Origin of the sequence: Klebsiella sp. 141251, assembly GCF_050600725.1 — a bacterium.
GTDB classification, from domain to species: Bacteria; Pseudomonadota; Gammaproteobacteria; order Enterobacterales; family Enterobacteriaceae; genus Klebsiella; species Klebsiella aerogenes.
Window position 1 is genome coordinate 73,400 of the sequence record NZ_JAQIRG010000012.1, and the last position, 18,676, is coordinate 92,075.

The 18,676-nt window shown below is 50.2% G+C and carries 16 protein-coding genes; 2 read left to right on the forward strand and 14 right to left on the reverse strand.

The genetic code is table 11. From position 1 onward, the window contains the following. Nucleotides 1-52: 52 nt before the first annotated feature. From PGR09_RS22300 to glmU, 3 genes are all read right to left on the reverse strand, one after another. Nucleotides 53-952, reverse strand: a complete 900-nt coding sequence (locus tag PGR09_RS22300) for an AraC family transcriptional regulator (RefSeq protein ID WP_047078158.1) — start codon at nt 950-952, stop codon at nt 53-55. Between the two features lie 166 nt (nt 953-1,118). Next, nucleotides 1,119-2,948 carry a glutamine--fructose-6-phosphate transaminase (isomerizing) gene (gene glmS, locus PGR09_RS22305; protein ID WP_015703916.1) on the reverse strand — a complete coding sequence of 610 codons (1,830 nt, stop codon included), beginning with the start codon at nt 2,946-2,948 and terminating at the stop codon, nt 1,119-1,121. Between the two features lie 185 nt (nt 2,949-3,133). Beyond that, nucleotides 3,134-4,504, reverse strand: a complete 1,371-nt coding sequence (glmU, locus tag PGR09_RS22310; protein ID WP_045396006.1) for a bifunctional UDP-N-acetylglucosamine diphosphorylase/glucosamine-1-phosphate N-acetyltransferase GlmU — start codon at nt 4,502-4,504, stop codon at nt 3,134-3,136. 444 nt (nt 4,505-4,948) lie between these two features. Between glmU and PGR09_RS22315 the strand changes: the two genes are divergently transcribed. Both PGR09_RS22315 and PGR09_RS22320 read left to right on the forward strand, forming a co-directional pair. Beyond that, nucleotides 4,949-6,316: a DKNYY domain-containing protein gene (locus PGR09_RS22315; RefSeq protein ID WP_320483008.1), complete on the forward strand. Its 1,368-nt coding sequence runs from the start codon at nt 4,949-4,951 to the stop codon at nt 6,314-6,316. A 581-nt stretch (nt 6,317-6,897) separates the two neighbouring features. Next, entirely contained in the window at nt 6,898-8,145 is a 1,248-nt protein-coding gene (locus tag PGR09_RS22320) for a TerD family protein (protein ID WP_396280078.1), read from the forward strand. Between the two features lie 78 nt (nt 8,146-8,223). Here the strand turns inward: PGR09_RS22320 and PGR09_RS22325 are convergent, their stop codons facing one another. From PGR09_RS22325 to mnmG, 11 genes are all read right to left on the reverse strand, one after another. Further along, nucleotides 8,224-8,643 carry a F0F1 ATP synthase subunit epsilon gene (locus tag PGR09_RS22325; protein WP_015703917.1) on the reverse strand — a complete coding sequence of 140 codons (420 nt, stop codon included), beginning with the start codon at nt 8,641-8,643 and terminating at the stop codon, nt 8,224-8,226. A gap of 20 nt (nt 8,644-8,663) precedes the next feature. Then, complete coding sequence (gene atpD / locus PGR09_RS22330) at nt 8,664-10,046, reverse strand: F0F1 ATP synthase subunit beta (RefSeq protein ID WP_015369008.1); 1,383 nt, start codon at nt 10,044-10,046, stop codon at nt 8,664-8,666. Nucleotides 10,047-10,072: 26 nt separating this feature from the next. After that, entirely contained in the window at nt 10,073-10,936 is an 864-nt protein-coding gene (atpG, locus tag PGR09_RS22335; protein WP_015369007.1) for a F0F1 ATP synthase subunit gamma, read from the reverse strand. Nucleotides 10,937-10,986: 50 nt separating this feature from the next. Continuing rightward, complete coding sequence (gene atpA, locus PGR09_RS22340) at nt 10,987-12,528, reverse strand: F0F1 ATP synthase subunit alpha (RefSeq protein WP_015369006.1); 1,542 nt, start codon at nt 12,526-12,528, stop codon at nt 10,987-10,989. Nucleotides 12,529-12,540: 12 nt separating this feature from the next. After that, entirely contained in the window at nt 12,541-13,074 is a 534-nt protein-coding gene (gene atpH / locus PGR09_RS22345; RefSeq protein ID WP_015369005.1) for a F0F1 ATP synthase subunit delta, read from the reverse strand. 14 nt (nt 13,075-13,088) lie between these two features. Further along, nucleotides 13,089-13,559 (reverse strand): F0F1 ATP synthase subunit B, encoded by a 471-nt coding sequence (gene atpF, locus PGR09_RS22350; protein WP_004107293.1) that lies wholly within the window; start codon nt 13,557-13,559, stop codon nt 13,089-13,091. A 54-nt stretch (nt 13,560-13,613) separates the two neighbouring features. Beyond that, nucleotides 13,614-13,853 carry a F0F1 ATP synthase subunit C gene (gene atpE, locus PGR09_RS22355; protein ID WP_000429386.1) on the reverse strand — a complete coding sequence of 80 codons (240 nt, stop codon included), beginning with the start codon at nt 13,851-13,853 and terminating at the stop codon, nt 13,614-13,616. A 48-nt stretch (nt 13,854-13,901) separates the two neighbouring features. Beyond that, nucleotides 13,902-14,717: a F0F1 ATP synthase subunit A gene (gene atpB / locus PGR09_RS22360; protein WP_015369004.1), complete on the reverse strand. Its 816-nt coding sequence runs from the start codon at nt 14,715-14,717 to the stop codon at nt 13,902-13,904. Nucleotides 14,718-14,725: 8 nt separating this feature from the next. Beyond that, on the reverse strand, nt 14,726-15,106 hold the full coding sequence (gene atpI / locus PGR09_RS22365) for a F0F1 ATP synthase subunit I (protein ID WP_370429412.1): 381 nt from the start codon (nt 15,104-15,106) through the stop codon (nt 14,726-14,728). A 616-nt stretch (nt 15,107-15,722) separates the two neighbouring features. Next, nucleotides 15,723-16,346 (reverse strand): 16S rRNA (guanine(527)-N(7))-methyltransferase RsmG, encoded by a 624-nt coding sequence (gene rsmG / locus PGR09_RS22370; protein WP_047044571.1) that lies wholly within the window; start codon nt 16,344-16,346, stop codon nt 15,723-15,725. A 113-nt stretch (nt 16,347-16,459) separates the two neighbouring features. After that, on the reverse strand, nt 16,460-18,349 hold the full coding sequence (gene mnmG / locus PGR09_RS22375) for a tRNA uridine-5-carboxymethylaminomethyl(34) synthesis enzyme MnmG (protein ID WP_015369000.1): 1,890 nt from the start codon (nt 18,347-18,349) through the stop codon (nt 16,460-16,462). Nucleotides 18,350-18,676 lie beyond the last annotated feature (327 nt).

The following is an 18,676-nucleotide window of genomic DNA, read 5'->3' on the forward strand; positions in this document are numbered from 1 at the left end:
TAATAACTCCGTTGCGTTTGCCAATAAAGACCAAATCAATAGTTATAAAATGTTATTCAGCTGGTGTGTTTTTCAAAGGAATACCAATATCGAAAACATAATAATCGCGAGAGACATCCGTTTCTGGATAATATTTTTCATAGCACGGGCTATCGCCTTTTAAATAACCCTGAGCATTAACCCAAGCAAATGCGATATCCCAGGCGGTATCCAAATTTTCCCCATAAACAGCAAACTTACAAATGGCATACCGCCCACTCGCTCGCGTCTGTACGGCAATTTCTCGCCCGGTTTTTACACTGCCAGCGAGTTCTACGCACACATCGGTGCGGCAGCGTAACTCCGGTGTAACTTCTGGCGAATCCCAATAGAGGCAAATCATTCCTCCGGGCTGCAATGGCGTATCAGGAAACAGGGCTAACAGGTCTGCGTGCGTTTGTTGGCACGTCTCTTTCCCATACAGGCCGAATCGCCGCATATATGCCAGACGCACTGCCGGTAAATATTCCACGCCAGCTGCGATAAAACCAGCATCATCCCATGTGCTCAACATCGCGTCGGATTGAGAATAGTCGCTTTCTACAATACTGACGTTTCCAGGTTTGCTTTTCTCTTGTCTCGCAAAACGACGACGAAACTCACCGGGGGTGAGTGAAAAATGCTGACGAAAAGCTTTAGCAAAATTTTGCGAACTGGAAAATCCGATCTGCAAAGCAAGACCGGTGATATCGCCATATGGAGATTCAATCAAATGCATGGCCGCCTTTTCCATTCGCAGACGGCGAGTAAAAGCAGCCACCGTTTCCCCAACCTGAGCTTTAAAGATTCGGTGAAAATGAAAACTTGATACCGCTACTTCACTCGCAATTTCATCCAGCGTTGGATTAACACAAAGATGATCATTGATATAGTCTATTGCTTTAAAAACTTTCTTTCTGTAATCCTGCGGCATCGCTAATTATCTTTACATATGAACCATCTTTATAATTTACGAAGAGAAATTCAATTCTGGAAAAAATAAATAAACATAGTGTGAGCTGGATATAAAAAATCCGATAGTGTTTCATTAACACTACCGGATTTACAGATTTCACTGCCTGATTCAGTCGTATCGACCGTTACTCTACGGTCACCGATTTCGCCAGGTTACGCGGCTGGTCAACGTCGGTGCCTTTGATCAGCGCAACGTGATAAGCCAGCAGCTGCAGCGGCACGGTGTAGAAGATCGGCGCAATCACCTCTTCGACATGCGGCATCTCAATGATGTGCATGTTGTCGCTGCCGCTGAAACCGGCGTCTCCATCGGCGAAGACGTACAGTTCACCGCCGCGGGCGCGAACTTCTTCAATATTGGATTTCAGTTTTTCCAACAGTTCGTTGTTCGGCGCCACCACGATAACCGGCATTTCGGCATCAATCAGCGCCAGCGGGCCGTGTTTCAGCTCGCCCGCCGCATAGGCTTCAGCATGAATGTAGGAGATCTCTTTCAGCTTCAGCGCCCCTTCCAGCGCGATCGGGTACTGATCGCCGCGGCCAAGGAACAGCGCGTGATGCTTATCGGAGAAACGTTCCGCCAGCTGTTCGATGCGCTTATCCTGCGATAGCATCTGCTCGATACGGTTCGGCAGCGCCTGCAGGCCATGCACGATATCCTGCTCGATAGCCGCATCCTGGCCCTTGAGACGCGCCAGTTTCGCCACCAGCATCAACAGCACGGTCAGCTGAGTGGTAAAGGCTTTGGTCGATGCCACGCCGATTTCGGTACCGGCTTTGGTCATCAACGCCAGGTCAGACTCGCGCACCAGCGAGGAGCCCGGAACGTTGCAGATAGCCAACGACCCCAGATAGCCAAGCTCTTTAGAGAGACGCAGCGCCGCCAGGGTATCCGCCGTCTCACCGGACTGGGAGAGGGTGATCATCAGGCTGTTGCGACGCACCGCGGATTTGCGGTAGCGGAATTCGGAAGCAATTTCGACATCGCACGGCACACCAGCTAACGCTTCGAACCAGTAACGGGAGACCATCCCGGAGTTATACGAGGTTCCGCAGGCAACAATCTGGATATGCTCAACCTGCGACAGCAGCGCGTTGGCATTCGGCCCCAGTTCGCTGAGATCGACCTCGCCATGGCTGATACGCCCGGTCAGGGTGTTCTTAATCGCGTTCGGCTGTTCGTAAATCTCTTTCTGCATATAGTGGCGATAAATCCCCTTATCACCGGCGTCATACTGCAGATTAGATTCGATCTCCTGGCGATTCACTTCCGCGCCGGATTTATCGAAAATAACCACCGTACGACGGGTAACTTCGGCAATATCGCCCTCTTCGAGGAAGATAAAGCGGCGGGTCACCGGCAGCAGCGCCAGCTGGTCAGAAGCGATAAAGTTTTCGCCCATGCCCAGGCCAATGACCAGCGGGCTACCGGAGCGTGCCGCCAGCAGCGTCCCCGGATCGCGGGTATCCATGATCACCGTACCATAGGCGCCGCGCAGCTGCGGAATTGCGCGCAGTACGGCTTCACGCAAGGTGCCGCCCTGTTCCAGCTCCCAGTGCACCAGATGCGCGATAACTTCGGTATCGGTTTCGGAGACGAAGACATAGCCACGAGACTGCAGCAGGGCGCGCAGCGGCTCATGGTTCTCGATGATCCCGTTATGGACCACCGCAATATGTTCAGAAACATGCGGATGCGCATTGCTCTCAGACGGCTCGCCGTGCGTCGCCCAGCGGGTATGGGCAATCCCGGTACCGCCATGTAACGGTTGCTCTTCTACCGCCTGAGCCAGCATCTGAACTTTACCAAGACGACGAACGCGGGTCATATGACCTTCGTTATCGACCACTGCCAGACCGGCAGAGTCATAGCCCCGGTATTCCAGACGACGTAAACCTTCGAGAAGGATTTCAGCAATATCACGCTGCGCGACTGCGCCAACAATTCCACACATAGTTAAATTTCCTGATAATGGCGATATGCCATGCGTTGTCGCTGACCTGTATTTGCCCTTTACGGGCGCCCCGAGCCTTGTAGAGAGTGGGGTTATTTTTATGGTACTGCCTGCGGACGGGGACCTATATTGATCCTCTCATCCTGGTTCGCCGGGCGAACTCTCACCCGGCGACAATCTAATCACTACTTTTTCTTTACCGGACGCTGCCAGCCCTGTTTGTGGACCTGCGGCACGCGACTTAACACTAGTTCGTTGTCAGCAATATTACGCGTGACGGTGGTGCCCGCGGCAATCGTCACGCCGTTACCGACGCTGACCGGCGCGACCAGTTGCGTATCAGAACCGACAAACACGTCATCGCCGATGATCGTTTTATGCTTATTTGCGCCATCATAGTTACAGGTGATGGTACCTGCGCCGATATTAACGTTGTCGCCAATTTCAGCGTCGCCGAGGTAGGAGAGGTGTCCTGCCTTCGAACCTTTGCCCAGACGGGCTTTCTTCATTTCGACAAAGTTGCCAACGTGAGCGCCTTCCAGCAGTTCAGCCCCCGGACGCAGACGCGCAAACGGGCCGATGGTGCAGGCAGCCTGCAGTTGCGCATCTTCAACCACGCTATACGGGCTGATTTCGCAGTCATCGCCGATGACGCTGTCTTTGATGACGCAGCCGGCGCCGATCTTCACGCGATCGCCCAGCACAACATGACCTTGCAGAATAACGTTAGTATCAATTTCGACATCGCGCCCGTGTTTCAGCACGCCGCGCAGATCGAAACGCGCCGGATCGCGCAGCATCACGCCCGCCAGCAGCAGTTTTTCTGCCTGCTCTGACTGATATACTCGTTCCAGACGCGAAAGTTGCAGACGGTTGTTCACCCCTTCAACTTCGCTCAGACGCTGTGGATGCACCGCAACGATCTCATGACCTTCCTGATGAGCCATCGCGATAATATCGGTGATGTAGTATTCGCCCTGGGCGTTATTGTTAGTGAGCTTCGCCAACCAGCGTTTCAGGTCCGCGCCGTTAGCAACCAGAATCCCGGTATTGATCTCCTGAATCTGGCGCTGTGCTTCGCTGGCGTCTTTATGCTCAACGATGCCTGTTACCTGGCCATTTTCACGCGTGATGCGCCCATAACCGGTTGGATCATCCAGCTTCACCGTCAACAGGCCGATACCGCCCTGCGGTTTTGCGGCGCGCAGGCGCTGTAGCGTTTCAACCGAAATCAGCGGCACATCGCCATAGAGCATCAAGATATCTTCATCATCATTGAAGAACGGCGCCGCCTGCTGCATCGCATGGCCGGTACCGAGCTGCTCTGCTTGCAGCACCCAGTTGAGGTTATCTTCATGCAGCGTTTGACGCAGCAGATCGCCGCCGTGGCCGTACACCAGGTGTACCGCGGCAGCGCCTAAATCTTTAGCCGCATCAATGACGTGCTGAACCATTGGCTTCCCGGCCAGAGTATGCAGCACCTTAGGAAGATCGGAATACATGCGGGTCCCTTTGCCTGCGGCAAGGATAACCACGCTCATCGCACTGTTTGACATACGCATCCTGACAGCTGTTAGAACGAAAAGTAAAAGCCTTTCACGTTGAAATTGCTACATATTTTTCATCATGAAACGAGACGCGGAGAAAACGTCCAGGCTCAATGCTATACACCATTTTAGGGCGCTATTTTTCACCATCGCAAATCAGTTTAACGCTGAAAAACGATGATAGGGAGAGAAATAGTCGCCTATCTCACTGCTTTTGCTGTTTTTTTTATACATAAATAAAGCATGAGTAAATGGATACCATCTTATGATTAATATGCATTTTATCATTTATGTAAATGGATGGGCGAGTCTGTTTAGCCAGTGAAGCAGTGATGGTTTCATTTCAATAGTCTCTATGGGCATTTTGGTTTACGCTGAGCTAGCTCATTTTTATTTCACTATGCCGTTAGCCAGGAACAGGCTGCTGTTAATCCGCACAGGAAGCGTAATACAATGCATAAATTAAAATTCGGAATTATCCTTACTTTATTGTTATTTATTAATACTTCAGCATGCTATGCGAAATTTCATTCATGCACGGAATATTGGCACGACGATGGCAAAGTTGAAAAAATGTCATGCGGCAGCAATTACAAACCAATACCAGATAGCCCTTATGTATTAAAAAACAACAAAGCCTGGTATACTAATTACAATAGCAGGACATATAATCGGCACTCTGGTTGTGCTGGTGTCACCTGCATGGCACCTGACTTAAATATCCTTCCAGAAATTGAACGTGAAAAAAAACACTATTATTCACTCAATATTAATATCAATCGTATAAATGTAATAAAAGAAAGCGTTAATTATTGTGGACGTAGTAGAATTAATTACATCGCAGATGATAAAAATGTGTATTACAGAGGAACAAAAATAAAAAACGCCGACCCTCAATCATTCAAAGCATACGAAATGAAAGAGCATGACATATACTCTCTCGGATGTTATCTGGCATGGGATAAGAACAATATTTATTACTTAGAAAAACCTCTGGATGTGCCAGTTACCGGTGAAGTCAATCTGATCAATGAATCATTAATTAGCACCGGAAAGCAAATTTATAAAATAGAAAATCAACAAGGTAATTTAATTTTAACGCCTCGTAACGACATCTCTGCCAATCTCTATGCGCTGCCAAGTGGTCGGGGTTTATCCACAGATAACCAGCACCTTTTTTACTATGGAAAGGCTATTGAAACGCTAGCAGGTATCCCACCGACGCTCGTAACACCTGTGTGCCCGGTTCCTGGCTTTCCCCATCTGGAATGCTACCTTCCTGATAATAGTATTTATAATACGATGAAGAATGATGGTTACACTGTTATTCGTACAAAAAATAATATATGGGTGCAAATAAACAAACACTATCATAAAGACATATATAAAATAGGCATCACTCCACAGGACAAGATTTACTTTCTTGTTAAAGCAAAATATAGCGGAAGCGCGTACCTCATTATCAACAACACTTTATATAATCTTGAAAATCATAATAGAAGAGATAAATATGATAGACGTGGCCCCGTCGTTTTTTCGGATTTTCTGATGAGTTATGGTTATTCAAAATTTATTGATAGCCATGGGGTGATTTATGATGAAGCGAATCAAAGCATCGATAATCGTAAGACATTGTTTAAATGTGGTGAAAAAAACAAGAAAAGATTACATTGGGATAAAGATAAAAACACAACCCCAGGAACATTCGTTCTAAGCGATAAGGAATACCGTTACTTTATAGTTAAGGGTGAATTAGCCAAAGTTCAGGATAAAAAAACAAAGCAGTTCATCGACGATAACAAAGGTGATTGTTCAAAATGACCAGGCCTTTGTTCTACTGAAATGAAGAACGGAATTGAGGGGACAAATTCTCCCAGGGCACTCACCGCAGTGACGAACCATACCCTGACAAAAATGCCGATCGCCCTAAGTGACCAGCATCCCCCTCATGCGACCTCTTGTCCGCGGATTCACATCACATATGTTGGCGTTTGAATGAGCGATAGTGTGTGAAAACAGGGTGGTAGCGCAGCGATTAGAAGCTCAGGGCGCTAAATTTGGCGATGATTTTGTGGAACAGTTTCATGATGATTTCCAGATTGCAGGTGCGGGTTATAGTTTTTTGTGATACACATCACAAAACAGAGTCTACGCCTCATCATTTAACTAATCAATAACAAAGAAGGAGGGCCTCGCACTTTTTATGCTACGAACAGGAACCTGAAGGTCTCTCTATATTTAATTCTGATATTTAATTAGCCGAACCCACTTATTAAAAATAATAGCTAATTAAATAAATCCAGAAAATATATAACCTAGCTCAATAATAAAATCAAAAGCCAAGAGAAAATAAAAAGTGTAGACTCAAAAAATCATGCCACAATAATTAAGGACAATTAACCATGCATAAATACCTCACACCTGGCGAAAACTCGTCTTTAAACGCGCCAACTGGATTGGTCACCGTTTCCCATCGGACTGGCAATGGGCTGGATATCAACCTTACCGCTTTTCTACTGACTGCATCAGGAAAGACGGAAGATGATAGCGGCATGGTGTTTTTTAACGCTCAAAAGCATAGCTCTGGTTGTGCTATGTTTATACCACCTGAACTACAAAATAATGTGATTTCCCATAGCATTCATTTTGATTTATCAAAGCTACCAGCTGGCATTACGAAAATAGCCATCACATTGACTCAAGACGGAAGTGCTGGGGGGTTTTCTACTGTTAACGATCTGCAGGCACAAATAAAAGCGGGCGAACAAATACTGGAACTAGCTCCCGGTTCATTTAATCAGGAGACCGGGATTATCGTGCTGGAATTATATGTGCATAACGGTCAATTTAAAGCCCGATCCGTATGGCAGGGATTTTCCTCAGGCCTCGTCGGGCTTTGTAATATGTATGGTGTCGAGGTAGAAAGTGAACCGGCGCCTGCAACTGCTGACTTACAAAAACCTAATATAAACAATGCGGTAGTTTCGCTCAAAAAACCAGAAGATAAACACCGCGTTTCGCTTATAAAGGGAAGCGATGCGCCCCCAAAAATTACGATTAGCGCCACATGGGTAGATAACGGCGATGGTCGCGATAATGATGACCTGGATTTACGAGTAGGAATTCTGTGGCCTGACGGTAATATGTCCCTCATTCAGGCGCCGGATAAATCAGGTGCGTTTAATAAAAAACCCTGGGTTTACCATACGGGCGACGTCGTTAGCGCAAGTCTTTCTGCGCCTGGCGTTGAAAAGGTAGAAATTAACCCTGAAATATCCCGACTGGCGGGTGGGAAAATTGCGCTGGTATGTAGTGTCTATTCCGCCGTCAGTAACGGTGTGGTAGCCGTAGCGTCATTAAAACCGAAAATGCGCATGGAGTATGGTGACAAGATTGTAGAATGCTCTTTTGATTTCACGAAAAAGAAAGGTTTCTTCAGTAGCTGTATTTATACCTACGTTATTGGCCTGATTGAAATAGATCAGGATACTATCGAATTATATCCATCAGGTGTGACATCTAAACCGATGAGTGAATCCACTCCTTGGTTAACCCGCCGACAAGACAACAGCCTGGAACTCACGATGAATGGCCCTGCCGTATTTAAAGGCAGACCTAACAACCGTAGCGGAAGTAAACAATACATCTGATTCTAAACTCAGGGTAGGTCATTAAGCATAAAAAAAGCCAGTCTGTTGCCAGACTGGCTTTTAGCTTTCAAGCCGGTGTTACATCGCTTTTTTGGTCAATTCGATAACGCGCAGTTTAGCGATCGCTTTGGCCAGTTCCGCGGACGCCTGAGCGTAATCCACGTCGCCGTGAGAGCTCTTGATGTGCTCTTCCGCTTTACGTTTCGCTTCCAGGGCTCGTGCTTCGTCGAGGTCCTGACCACGAATTGCCGTATCGGCCAGAACGATCACGTTGCCCGGTTGCACTTCAAGAATGCCGCCGGACAGATAGATAAACTCTTCGTGACCGAACTGTTTAACGATGCGAATCATACCAGGCTTAATGGCGGTGAGCAGCGGCGCATGACCCGGGAAAATACCCAGTTCACCTTCGCTACCCGTTACCTGGATTTTCTCGACCAGGCCAGAGAACATTTGTTTCTCTGCGCTGACGACATCCAGGTGGTAAGTCATTGCCATATCACCCTCCGATTAAGGCGTTAAAGTTTTTTGGCTTTTTCCACGGCTTCTTCGATGGAACCGACCATGTAGAACGCCTGCTCCGGCAGGTGATCGTATTCGCCTTCCATGATGCCTTTAAAGCCACGGATGGTGTCTTTCAGCGAAACGTATTTACCCGGAGAACCGGTAAATACTTCTGCTACGAAGAACGGCTGGGACAGGAAGCGCTGGATCTTACGAGCGCGAGCTACCACCAGTTTATCTTCTTCAGACAGTTCATCCATACCCAGGATGGCGATGATGTCTTTCAGTTCCTGATAACGCTGCAGCAGGGACTGTACGCCACGCGCGGTGTCGTAGTGTTCCTGACCAACAACCAGCGGATCCAGCTGACGGCTGGTGGAATCCAGCGGGTCAACGGCCGGGTAGATACCCAGAGACGCGATCTGACGGCTCAGTACCACGGTTGCGTCAAGGTGCGCAAAGGTGGTTGCTGGGGACGGGTCAGTCAAGTCATCCGCAGGTACGTATACCGCCTGAACGGAGGTGATAGAACCGGTTTTGGTGGAGGTGATACGTTCCTGCAGAACGCCCATCTCTTCCGCCAGAGTCGGCTGATAACCTACCGCTGAAGGCATACGACCCAGCAGTGCAGATACTTCAGTACCGGCCAGGGTGTAACGATAGATGTTATCGACGAACAGCAGAACGTCACGACCTTCGTCACGGAATTTCTCAGCCATGGTCAGGCCGGTCAGCGCAACGCGCAGACGGTTTCCCGGCGGCTCGTTCATCTGGCCGTAAACCAGGGATACTTTATCCAGAACGTTAGAGTCGGTCATTTCGTGGTAGAAGTCGTTACCCTCACGAGTACGCTCACCGACGCCCGCAAACACGGAGTAACCGGAGTGCTCGATCGCGATGTTACGGATCAGCTCCATCATGTTTACGGTTTTACCTACACCCGCACCACCGAACAGACCAACTTTACCGCCCTTAGCGAACGGACACATCAGGTCGATAACTTTGATGCCGGTTTCCAGCAGTTCCTGAGAGCTGGACAGCTCTTCATAGGAAGGCGCCGCGCGGTGGATAGCCCAACGCTCTTCTTCGCCGATGTCGCCTTTCATGTCGATCGGCTGACCCAGGACGTTCATGATACGGCCCAGAGTCGCTTTACCTACCGGGACTTCGATCGGATGCTCGAGGTCTTTAACTTCCAGACCACGACGCAGACCGTCGGAAGAACCCATGGCGATAGCACGAACTACGCCACCGCCGAGCTGCTGCTGAACTTCCAGCACCAGGCTCTCATTACCATTCTGTACCTCAAGGGCATCGTACACGCGTGGTACGGCATCCTGAGGGAACTCGACGTCGACCACGGCGCCGATTACCTGGACAATCTTTCCAGTAGCCATCTTAAATCCTCTACGAAATAACCTGGTTAAACCGCGGCGGCCCCCGAGACGATCTCGGTGAGTTCCTGAGTAATGCTGGCCTGACGAGCTTTGTTGTATACCAACTGCAGCTCTTTAATCAGGCTGCCGCCATTATCGGTCGCGGCTTTCATCGCCACCATACGGGCGGCCTGCTCGCTGGCCAGGTTTTCTACCACGCCCTGATAAACCTGAGATTCCACATAACGACGCAGGAGGGTATCCAGCAGCGCTTTCGGATCGGGCTCATACAGGTAATCCCAGGACTTACGTTTCAGATCATCATCTTCTGAAGCCGGTAATGGCAGCAGCTGAGTGATGGTCGGAGCCTGAGACATGGTGTTAATAAATTTGTTGCTGACAACGTAAAGCTTGTCCAGACGGCCTTCATCGTAGGCCTGCAACATCACTTTTACCGGGCCGATCAGTTCGGACAGGGACGGGTTATCACCCATACCGGTCACCTGGGCCACAATATTGCCGCCCACGGAGTTAAAGAAAGACACGCCTTTAGAGCCGATCATTGCGAGGTCGCACTGAACGCCTTTATCGGACCATGCTTTCATATCCGCCAGCAGTTTTTTGAACAGGTTAATGTTCAAGCCACCGCACAGACCACGGTCGGTCGACACCACCAGGTAGCCCACGCGTTTAACGTCGCGTTCTTCCAGGTACGGGTGCTTATATTCCAGATTACCGTTCGCAAGGTGACCAATCACTTTGCGCATAGTATCTGCATATGGACGGCTGGCCGCCATGCGATCCTGCGTTTTACGCATTTTGGAGGCGGCGACCATCTCCATCGCTTTGGTGATCTTTTGCGTGTTCTGGACGCTTGCGATCTTACTACGTATCTCTTTTGCGCCGGCCATGAGCTTCTCCTCAATGCCTTGCGGCCTGCCCTAAGGCAAGCCGCCAGACTTTACCAGGACTGGGTTGCTTTGAAGGAGTCGAGGATGCCTTTCAGCTTGCCTTCGATCTCGTCGTTATAGCCACCGGTCTGGTTAATCTCTTGCATCAGCGGAGCGTGGTCACGGTCAACGTAAGCCAGCAGAGCGGCTTCGAAGCTACCGATTTTCGCCAGTTCCACATCTTCGAGGTAACCGCGTTCAGCAGCGAACAGTACCAGGCCCTGCTGTGCTACAGACATAGGTGCATACTGTTTCTGTTTCAGCAGTTCGGTCACTTTCTGACCGTGGCTCAGCTGCTTACGAGTCGCTTCGTCCAGATCGGATGCGAACTGAGAGAACGCAGCCAGTTCACGATACTGCGCCAGCGCGGTACGGATACCACCGGACAGTTTCTTGATGATCTTGGTCTGAGCAGCACCACCAACACGGGATACGGAGATACCCGGGTTAACCGCCGGACGAATACCGGAGTTGAACAGGTTGGTTTCCAGGAAGATCTGACCATCGGTAATGGAAATTACGTTGGTCGGAACGAATGCGGAAACGTCACCCGCTTGCGTCTCGATAATCGGCAGCGCAGTCAGGGAGCCGGTTTTACCTTTAACTTCACCATTGGTGAATTTCTCAACGTATTCCGCGTTAACGCGGGATGCGCGCTCCAGCAGACGGGAGTGGAGGTAGAACACGTCGCCCGGGAATGCTTCACGTCCTGGCGGACGACGGAGCAGCAGGGAAACCTGACGGTAAGCAACAGCCTGTTTAGACAGGTCATCGTAAACGATCAGCGCATCTTCACCGCGGTCGCGGAAGTATTCGCCCATTGCGCAACCGGCATACGGCGCCAGGTATTGCAGCGCAGCAGATTCAGAAGCGGTCGCCACAACAACAATAGTGTTGGACAGCGCGCCGTGCTCTTCCAGTTTACGCACCACGTTAGAGATGGTGGACGCTTTCTGGCCGATAGCTACGTATACGCATTTGATGCCGGAATCACGCTGGTTGATGATCGCATCGATTGCCATCGCGGTTTTACCGGTCTGACGGTCACCGATGATCAGCTCACGCTGGCCACGGCCGATTGGAATCATGGCATCAACAGATTTGTAACCGGTCTGCACCGGCTGGTCTACGGATTGACGATCGATAACGCCCGGAGCGATAACTTCGATTGGCGAGAAGCCATCGTGCTCAACAGGACCTTTACCGTCAATCGGCGCACCCAGGGTGTTCACCACGCGGCCTAACAGACCACGACCGACCGGAACTTCCAGAATACGGCCTGTACACTTAACCTTCATGCCTTCGGCGAGGTCAGCATACGGACCCATCACAACCGCACCAACGGAGTCGCGCTCCAGGTTCAGTGCGATAGCGTAACGGTTACCCGGCAGGGAAATCATTTCACCCTGCATACAATCGGCCAGGCCGTGGATGCGGATAACACCGTCACTTACAGAAACAATAGTACCTTCGTTGTGAGCTTCACTCACAACATTGAACTGAGCAATGCGCTGCTTGATCAGTTCGCTGATTTCGGTGGAATTCAGTTGCATGCTCCAGTCCCCTTAAGACTGCAAGACGTCTGCCAGGCGATCAAGACGGCCGCGTACGCTACCATCAATGACCATATCACCCGAGCGGATGATAACTCCTGCCATAACAGACTTATCGATTTTGCAATTCAGCTTAACTTTGCGTGACAGACGCTTTTCCATCGCGCCGGAGATCTTCGCAAGCTGTTCTTCACTCAGTTGGTTGGCAGAAATAACATCTACCTCTGCGATGGCCTCGCTGGCCGCACGCAGGTGAATGAACTGCTCAAGAACATCCGGGAGCACCTTCAGACGACCATTTTCAGCCATCACCCGAATCAGGTTCTGACCATTTTCGTCGAGTTGCTCGCCGCAGATAGCGATAAACGCATCTGAGAGCGTTTCCGGCGCCAGGGCACCGGAGAGAAGCTCTGCCATTTGTTCGTTTTTAGTCACTTCAGCGGCAAACGCCAGCATATCCTGCCAGCGCTCAACACTTTTGTGTTCGACGGCAAAGTCAAAAGCTGCTTTGGCGTAGGGGCGAGCTACCGTTACAAATTCAGACATCAGCCCCTCCCTCCTTACAGTTCAGCGACAAGTTTATCCACGATGTCGCTGTTAGCAGCTTCATCCACGGAACGTTCGATGATCTTCTCGGCGCCAGCAACAGCCAGGATAGCAACCTGCTTACGCAGTTCTTCGCGAGCACGTTTACGTTCGGCATCGATTTCAGCCTGCGCCTGTGCGACGATTTTAGTGCGTTCCTGTTCTGCTTCAGCTTTAGCTTCGTCCAGAATCTGAGAGCGACGCTTGTTCGCTTGCTCGATGATTACCTGGGCTTCCGCTTTCGCTTTTTTCAGCTGGTCGGTCGCGTTGGCCTGTGCAAGGTCCAAATCTTTCTTAGCGCGTTCTGCAGAAGCTAAACCGTCAGAAATTTCTTTCTGGCGCTTTTCGATGGCAGCCATTAACGGCGGCCATACGTACTTCATGCAGAACCATACGAAGATAACAAACGCGATGGCCTGGCCGAGGATTGTTGCGTTCATGTTCACAGCACAATACCTCTTAAATTAACTCTGTGGCTTAGGTTTCTTTCGAACAACTTACTACGCGACAGCAAACATCACGTACAGACCCAGACCTACAGCGATCATCGGGATAGCATCCACCAGACCCATAACGATAAAGAACTGAGTACGCAGCAGAGGAATCAGATCCGGTTGACGCGCTGCGCCTTCCAGGAATTTACCCCCGAGGATGCCGATACCGATCGCAGCACCGATTGCCGCCAGACCCATCATCACAGCGGCAGCCATGTACAGCAGATCCATATTCAGGTTTTCCATGACAGTCTCCAGTTTGTTTCAGTTAAAACGTAGTAGTGTTGGTAAAAATCAATGCTCTTCGGATGCCATCGACAGATAGACAATCGTCAGAACCATGAAGATGAAGGCTTGCAGCGTAATAATCAGGATGTGGAAAATGGCCCAAGGCACATTCAGAATCCACTGTGACCACCACGGCAACAGACCAGCAATCAGAATGAAAATCAGCTCACCGGCATACATGTTGCCGAACAGTCGCAGACCGAGAGAAACCGGTTTGGACAGCAGGCTTACCCCTTCAAGGATTAAGTTGACAGGAATGAACGCCCAGTGATTGAACGGCTGCATGGTCAGTTCTTTAACGAACCCACCAACGCCTTTCATTTTGATGCTGTAGAAAATAATCAGGATGAACACGCCAAGCGCCATCGACAGGGTGATGTTCACGTCCGCAGACGGAACCACGCGCAGTGCAGGCAGGCCGAAAATGTGTTCGCCGATATAAGGAATCAGGTCGATTGGCAGCAGGTCCATCAGGTTCATCAGGAATACCCAGACGAACACAGTAAGCGCCAGCGGCGCGATGACCTTGCTCTTGCCATGGTACATGTCTTTGACGCTGCCATGGACGAAGCCGATGATCATTTCGATGAAGGTTTGGAATTTCCCTGGTACGCCGCTGGTCGCTCTCTTAGCAACGCTACGGAACATGGCAAGGAACAGCAGACCGAGAACCACCGAGAAAAACATGGAGTCAATATTGAGCGTCCAGAAGGTGGCTGGGGGGTTGTGCGGATCCACCAGCGAGAATGTACGTAGGTCCAACTGAAGGTTGTTCAGATGGTGTCCTATGTAATCCTGCGGCGTCATATTTTCTGAAGCCATGATGCCTTTTACCCTTTGTTGTTAATTACAGCTGGAGCCAGAATTTGTACCACCAGCACCAAAACCCACGTCACTATCAGCGGCAAAAATACCACTTCAAAAACCGCCAGCGCCATCGCCAGTAGGGCGAAGGTCAGCAACACCTTGAATGCTTCACCGAAAGCGAAGATCCAGGCCACTCGGCCTTGTGCTGGTGTATGCGCCTGATGGCGCCAGGCAAAAATCATAAACAACGCGTTTGGCAAAACGACCGCCAAACCTCCGCATATGGCGGAGATGCCCCAGAAGGGGTCTTTGAGGCTGAACAGCAGTCCGCTTGCTATTACTGCCAGTAACTGAATAAACAGAAGCTTTCGAGCAACGTTTCGACTCACGAGCGACATAGACATCACGTTTTTACTCCTGCTCCCTTCGAGGTATGCCGCGTGTCGTATAAAACGTTCTTTAAGACCAAGAGTCAAGCGTCAAAAAGCGGACAAATTATACGGTGACAACACGTGATTTCAAACATTAAGTAGCAAAATAGTGAATAAATGTTTAATTATTTTCTGAGCGGCAATTTTTCATGCATTTCGTCAATCAGTGAGGGATCAACCAGAAGTGCAAATAATGAGAAAACGCGGCCATTAAAGCGTGCATTAGATCACATAATAAACATTTTCGGTGCAATCGAATTAAATCTGTACAGAATCAGTAAGTTTTCATCTTTTTGATATTCAAGATAAAAAGTGAGGTCTTTTTGCAAAACAACCCCACATACAATAAAAACCTTTTATTGACATTTATAATAAAAATTTAACATCAATATGAACTGACAGTTCATCGATTTTTAGCACCCTGATATTTTCAAAGTTGACTATTCTGCCAGTAAACCACCACGCTAAAGTTAAACGCTAGAAAAGCCATAGTAAAAACAAGGTTAAAAGTGGCCAGATAATACCCGCAGGTAACTTTGATTTTTGTAACATGCGCAGGCCACATTTTTTCCACATTTTTTGATAAAAATTATAAGGTGTTTGGCTTAATGACCACCAAATGTCTCTCCCCTTCCAGCTGGGGGACATGCAGTTCAATCACGTCACAAACCTGGTAACCTTCTGGCAGGTTTGCCATTTCACTTTCCTGCGCCTGTCCTTTCAACGCGTAGAAATGTCCGTGTGGCGCCGGCAGGTGGTGGCACCAGCTCACCATATCGTTCAGCGAGGCAAAAGCACGGCTAATGACGCCATCAAACGGCGGCTCTGCGGGAAATTCTTCCACACGGCTCTGCACTGGGGTGATGTTATCCAGTTTTAGCTCATGCTGGACCTGGCGCAGGAAGCGTACACGCTTGCCAAGGCTATCCAGTAATGTGAAATGAGATTCCGGGCGCACGATAGCCAGCGGAATCCCCGGCAGGCCTGGGCCTGTTCCCACATCGATAAAGCGGGAGCCCTGTAGATACGGCGCAACGATAATGCTATCGAGGATATGGCGAACCAGCATCTCGTTAGGATCGCGAACAGAGGTCAGGTTATAGGCTTTGTTCCACTTATCCAGCATCCCGACATACGCCACCAGCTGATTTTTCTGGTGATCGGTGAGCGAAATACCCGCTTCGTCCAGCAGACGAGAAAGTTTGTTGAGCACGGTGAGTACCTTCTAAAAATAATGAGCCCGGAGGCGCTAACGCTTACCGGGCTGTGAATTATAAAGGCGATCGCTGATTTTGCATCCGCCAAATTAACGCGCTCTGACGGCTATCAGGCGCTGCGGCGCAGCATCCCCTGCTTTTTCAGCCACACCAGCAAAATAGAAATTGCCGCCGGAGTAATCCCGGAAATACGCGATGCCTGACCGATAGATGATGGTTTATGGTCGTTTAGCTTGGCAATAACCTCGTTGGACAAGCCGGATACCTGACGGTAATCGAGCGTTGCCGGCAGCAAAGTATTCTCGTTGCGTTGCTGTTTTTCGATCTCGTCCTGCTGACGAGCGATATAGCCTTCGTACTTAACCTGAATCTCAACCTGCTCGGCCGCCTGTTGATCCTGCAGGCCCGGCGCGAACGGAGAAAGCTGAACCAGCTGTTCGTAGGTCATTTCCGGGCGACGCAGCAGATCTTCGCCGCTGGCTTCACGCGATAACGGCGCGGTCAGATGAGCGTTCACTTCGGCTGCGCTTTCCGCCAGCGGGTTAACCCAGCTGGTTTTCAGGCGTTGGCGTTCACGCTCAATGCTTTCCAGTTTCTCGTTGAAACGCGCCCAGCGCTCATCGTCCACCAGCCCCAGCTCTCGTCCCTGTTCGGTCAGGCGCAGATCGGCGTTGTCTTCACGCAGCATCAGGCGATATTCAGCACGGGAGGTAAACATACGGTACGGTTCTTTGGTGCCGAGGGTGCACAGATCGTCCACCAGAACGCCAAGATAGGCCTGATCGCGACGCGGCGCCCAGCCTTCTTTTTCCGCTGAGAAGCGGGCGGCATTAAGACCGGCAAGCAGACCCTGCGCGGCGGCTTCTTCATAGCCGGTAGTGCCGTTGATCTGGCCGGCGAAGAACAGACCCTGAATGTATTTGCTTTCCAGCGTCGGCTTCAGGTCACGCGGGTCAAAGAAATCGTATTCAATGGCGTAGCCAGGGCGAACGATCTTCGCGTTTTCCATCCCCTGCATTGAGCGGACGATTTGCATTTGCACATCAAACGGCAGGCTGGTGGAGATACCGTTTGGATAAATTTCGTTTGAAGTCAGCCCTTCCGGTTCAAGGAAGATCTGATGCTGGTTGCGATCGGCAAAGCGCATGACCTTGTCTTCGATCGACGGGCAGTAACGTGGGCCGATACCTTCAATCACCCCGGCGTACATTGGGCTGCGATCGAGGTTGCTGCGGATCACATCATGGGTTTTCTCGTTGGTGTGAGTGATATAGCACGGTACCTGGCGCGGATGTTGATCCGCGGATCCCATAAACGAGAAGACCGGCATCGGGTTATCGCCGTGCTGTTGCGCCAGCACGCTAAAATCGATGGTGCGCGCGTCAATTCGCGGCGGAGTACCGGTTTTCAGGCGGCTTACGCGCAGCGGCAGTTCACGCAGACGGCGAGACAGCGGGATTGACGGCGGATCGCCGGCACGGCCGCCGCTGTAGTTGTCCAGACCGATGTGGATTTTGCCATCCAGGAAGGTGCCGACGGTCAGCACCACCGACTTAGCCCGGAACTTGAGGCCCATTTGGGTCACGGCGCCGACGACGCGATCGTTTTCGACAATCAGATCTTCTACTGCCTGCTGGAAGATCATCAGGTTTGGCTGGTTCTCCAGCGCGGTGCGTACCGCCTGACGATACAACACCCGGTCGGCCTGGGCGCGAGTCGCACGGACAGCCGGGCCTTTGCTACCGTTTAGTATCCTAAACTGAATGCCTGCCTGATCGATCGCCTTCGCCATCAGACCACCGAGCGCATCCACTTCTTTTACCAGGTGTCCCTTCCCAATACCGCCAATCGCCGGGTTGCAGCTCATCTGCCCCAGCGTATCGATATTGTGTGTCAAAAGCAGGGTTTGTTGGCCCATTCGCGCTGCTGCCATCGCGGCCTCAGTGCCTGCATGACCCCCGCCAATGATGATGACGTCAAAAGGATCCTGATAAAACATGGTGATCTGCCTCGCATAACGCGGTTTGAAAATGGATTGAAGCCCGGGCCGTGGATTCTACTCAACTTTGCTCTTTCGAGAAAGGGGCCGGGATCCTGAGTATTAAAAAGAAGATCTTTTATTTAGAGATCTGTTCTATTGTGATCTCTTATTAGGATCGACTCTCTTTGTGGATAAGTCGGATCCACTATTTAAGATCAAACGCTTAAGAAGGATCACAATCTGTGAATGATCGGTGATCCTGTTCCGTATAAGCTGGGATCAGAATGAAGGGTTATGCACAGCTCAAAAAGCAGACTCCGGTTATTCTTTGGATAACTACCGGTT

Excerpts from the sequence above, each read along its gene's own strand:
- glmS (WP_015703916.1), bottom strand. The coding sequence starts at position 2,948 with ATGTGTGGAATTGTTGGCGCAGTCGCGCAGCGTGATATTGCTGAAATC.
- PGR09_RS22320 (WP_396280078.1), top strand. The coding sequence starts at position 6,898 with ATGCATAAATACCTCACACCTGGCGAAAACTCGTCTTTAAACGCGCCA.
- atpG (WP_015369007.1), bottom strand. The coding sequence starts at position 10,936 with ATGGCCGGCGCAAAAGAGATACGTAGTAAGATCGCAAGCGTCCAGAAC.
- PGR09_RS22325 (WP_015703917.1), bottom strand. The coding sequence starts at position 8,643 with ATGGCAATGACTTACCACCTGGATGTCGTCAGCGCAGAGAAACAAATG.
- atpD (WP_015369008.1), bottom strand. The coding sequence starts at position 10,046 with ATGGCTACTGGAAAGATTGTCCAGGTAATCGGCGCCGTGGTCGACGTC.
- PGR09_RS22315 (WP_320483008.1), top strand. The coding sequence starts at position 4,949 with ATGCATAAATTAAAATTCGGAATTATCCTTACTTTATTGTTATTTATT.
- atpE (WP_000429386.1), bottom strand. The coding sequence starts at position 13,853 with ATGGAAAACCTGAATATGGATCTGCTGTACATGGCTGCCGCTGTGATG.
- mnmG (WP_015369000.1), bottom strand. The coding sequence starts at position 18,349 with ATGTTTTATCAGGATCCTTTTGACGTCATCATCATTGGCGGGGGTCAT.
- atpI (WP_370429412.1), bottom strand. The coding sequence starts at position 15,106 with ATGTCTATGTCGCTCGTGAGTCGAAACGTTGCTCGAAAGCTTCTGTTT.
- atpH (WP_015369005.1), bottom strand. The coding sequence starts at position 13,074 with ATGTCTGAATTTGTAACGGTAGCTCGCCCCTACGCCAAAGCAGCTTTT.
- PGR09_RS22300 (WP_047078158.1), bottom strand. The coding sequence starts at position 952 with ATGCCGCAGGATTACAGAAAGAAAGTTTTTAAAGCAATAGACTATATC.
- glmU (WP_045396006.1), bottom strand. The coding sequence starts at position 4,504 with ATGTCAAACAGTGCGATGAGCGTGGTTATCCTTGCCGCAGGCAAAGGG.
- atpA (WP_015369006.1), bottom strand. The coding sequence starts at position 12,528 with ATGCAACTGAATTCCACCGAAATCAGCGAACTGATCAAGCAGCGCATT.
- atpB (WP_015369004.1), bottom strand. The coding sequence starts at position 14,717 with ATGGCTTCAGAAAATATGACGCCGCAGGATTACATAGGACACCATCTG.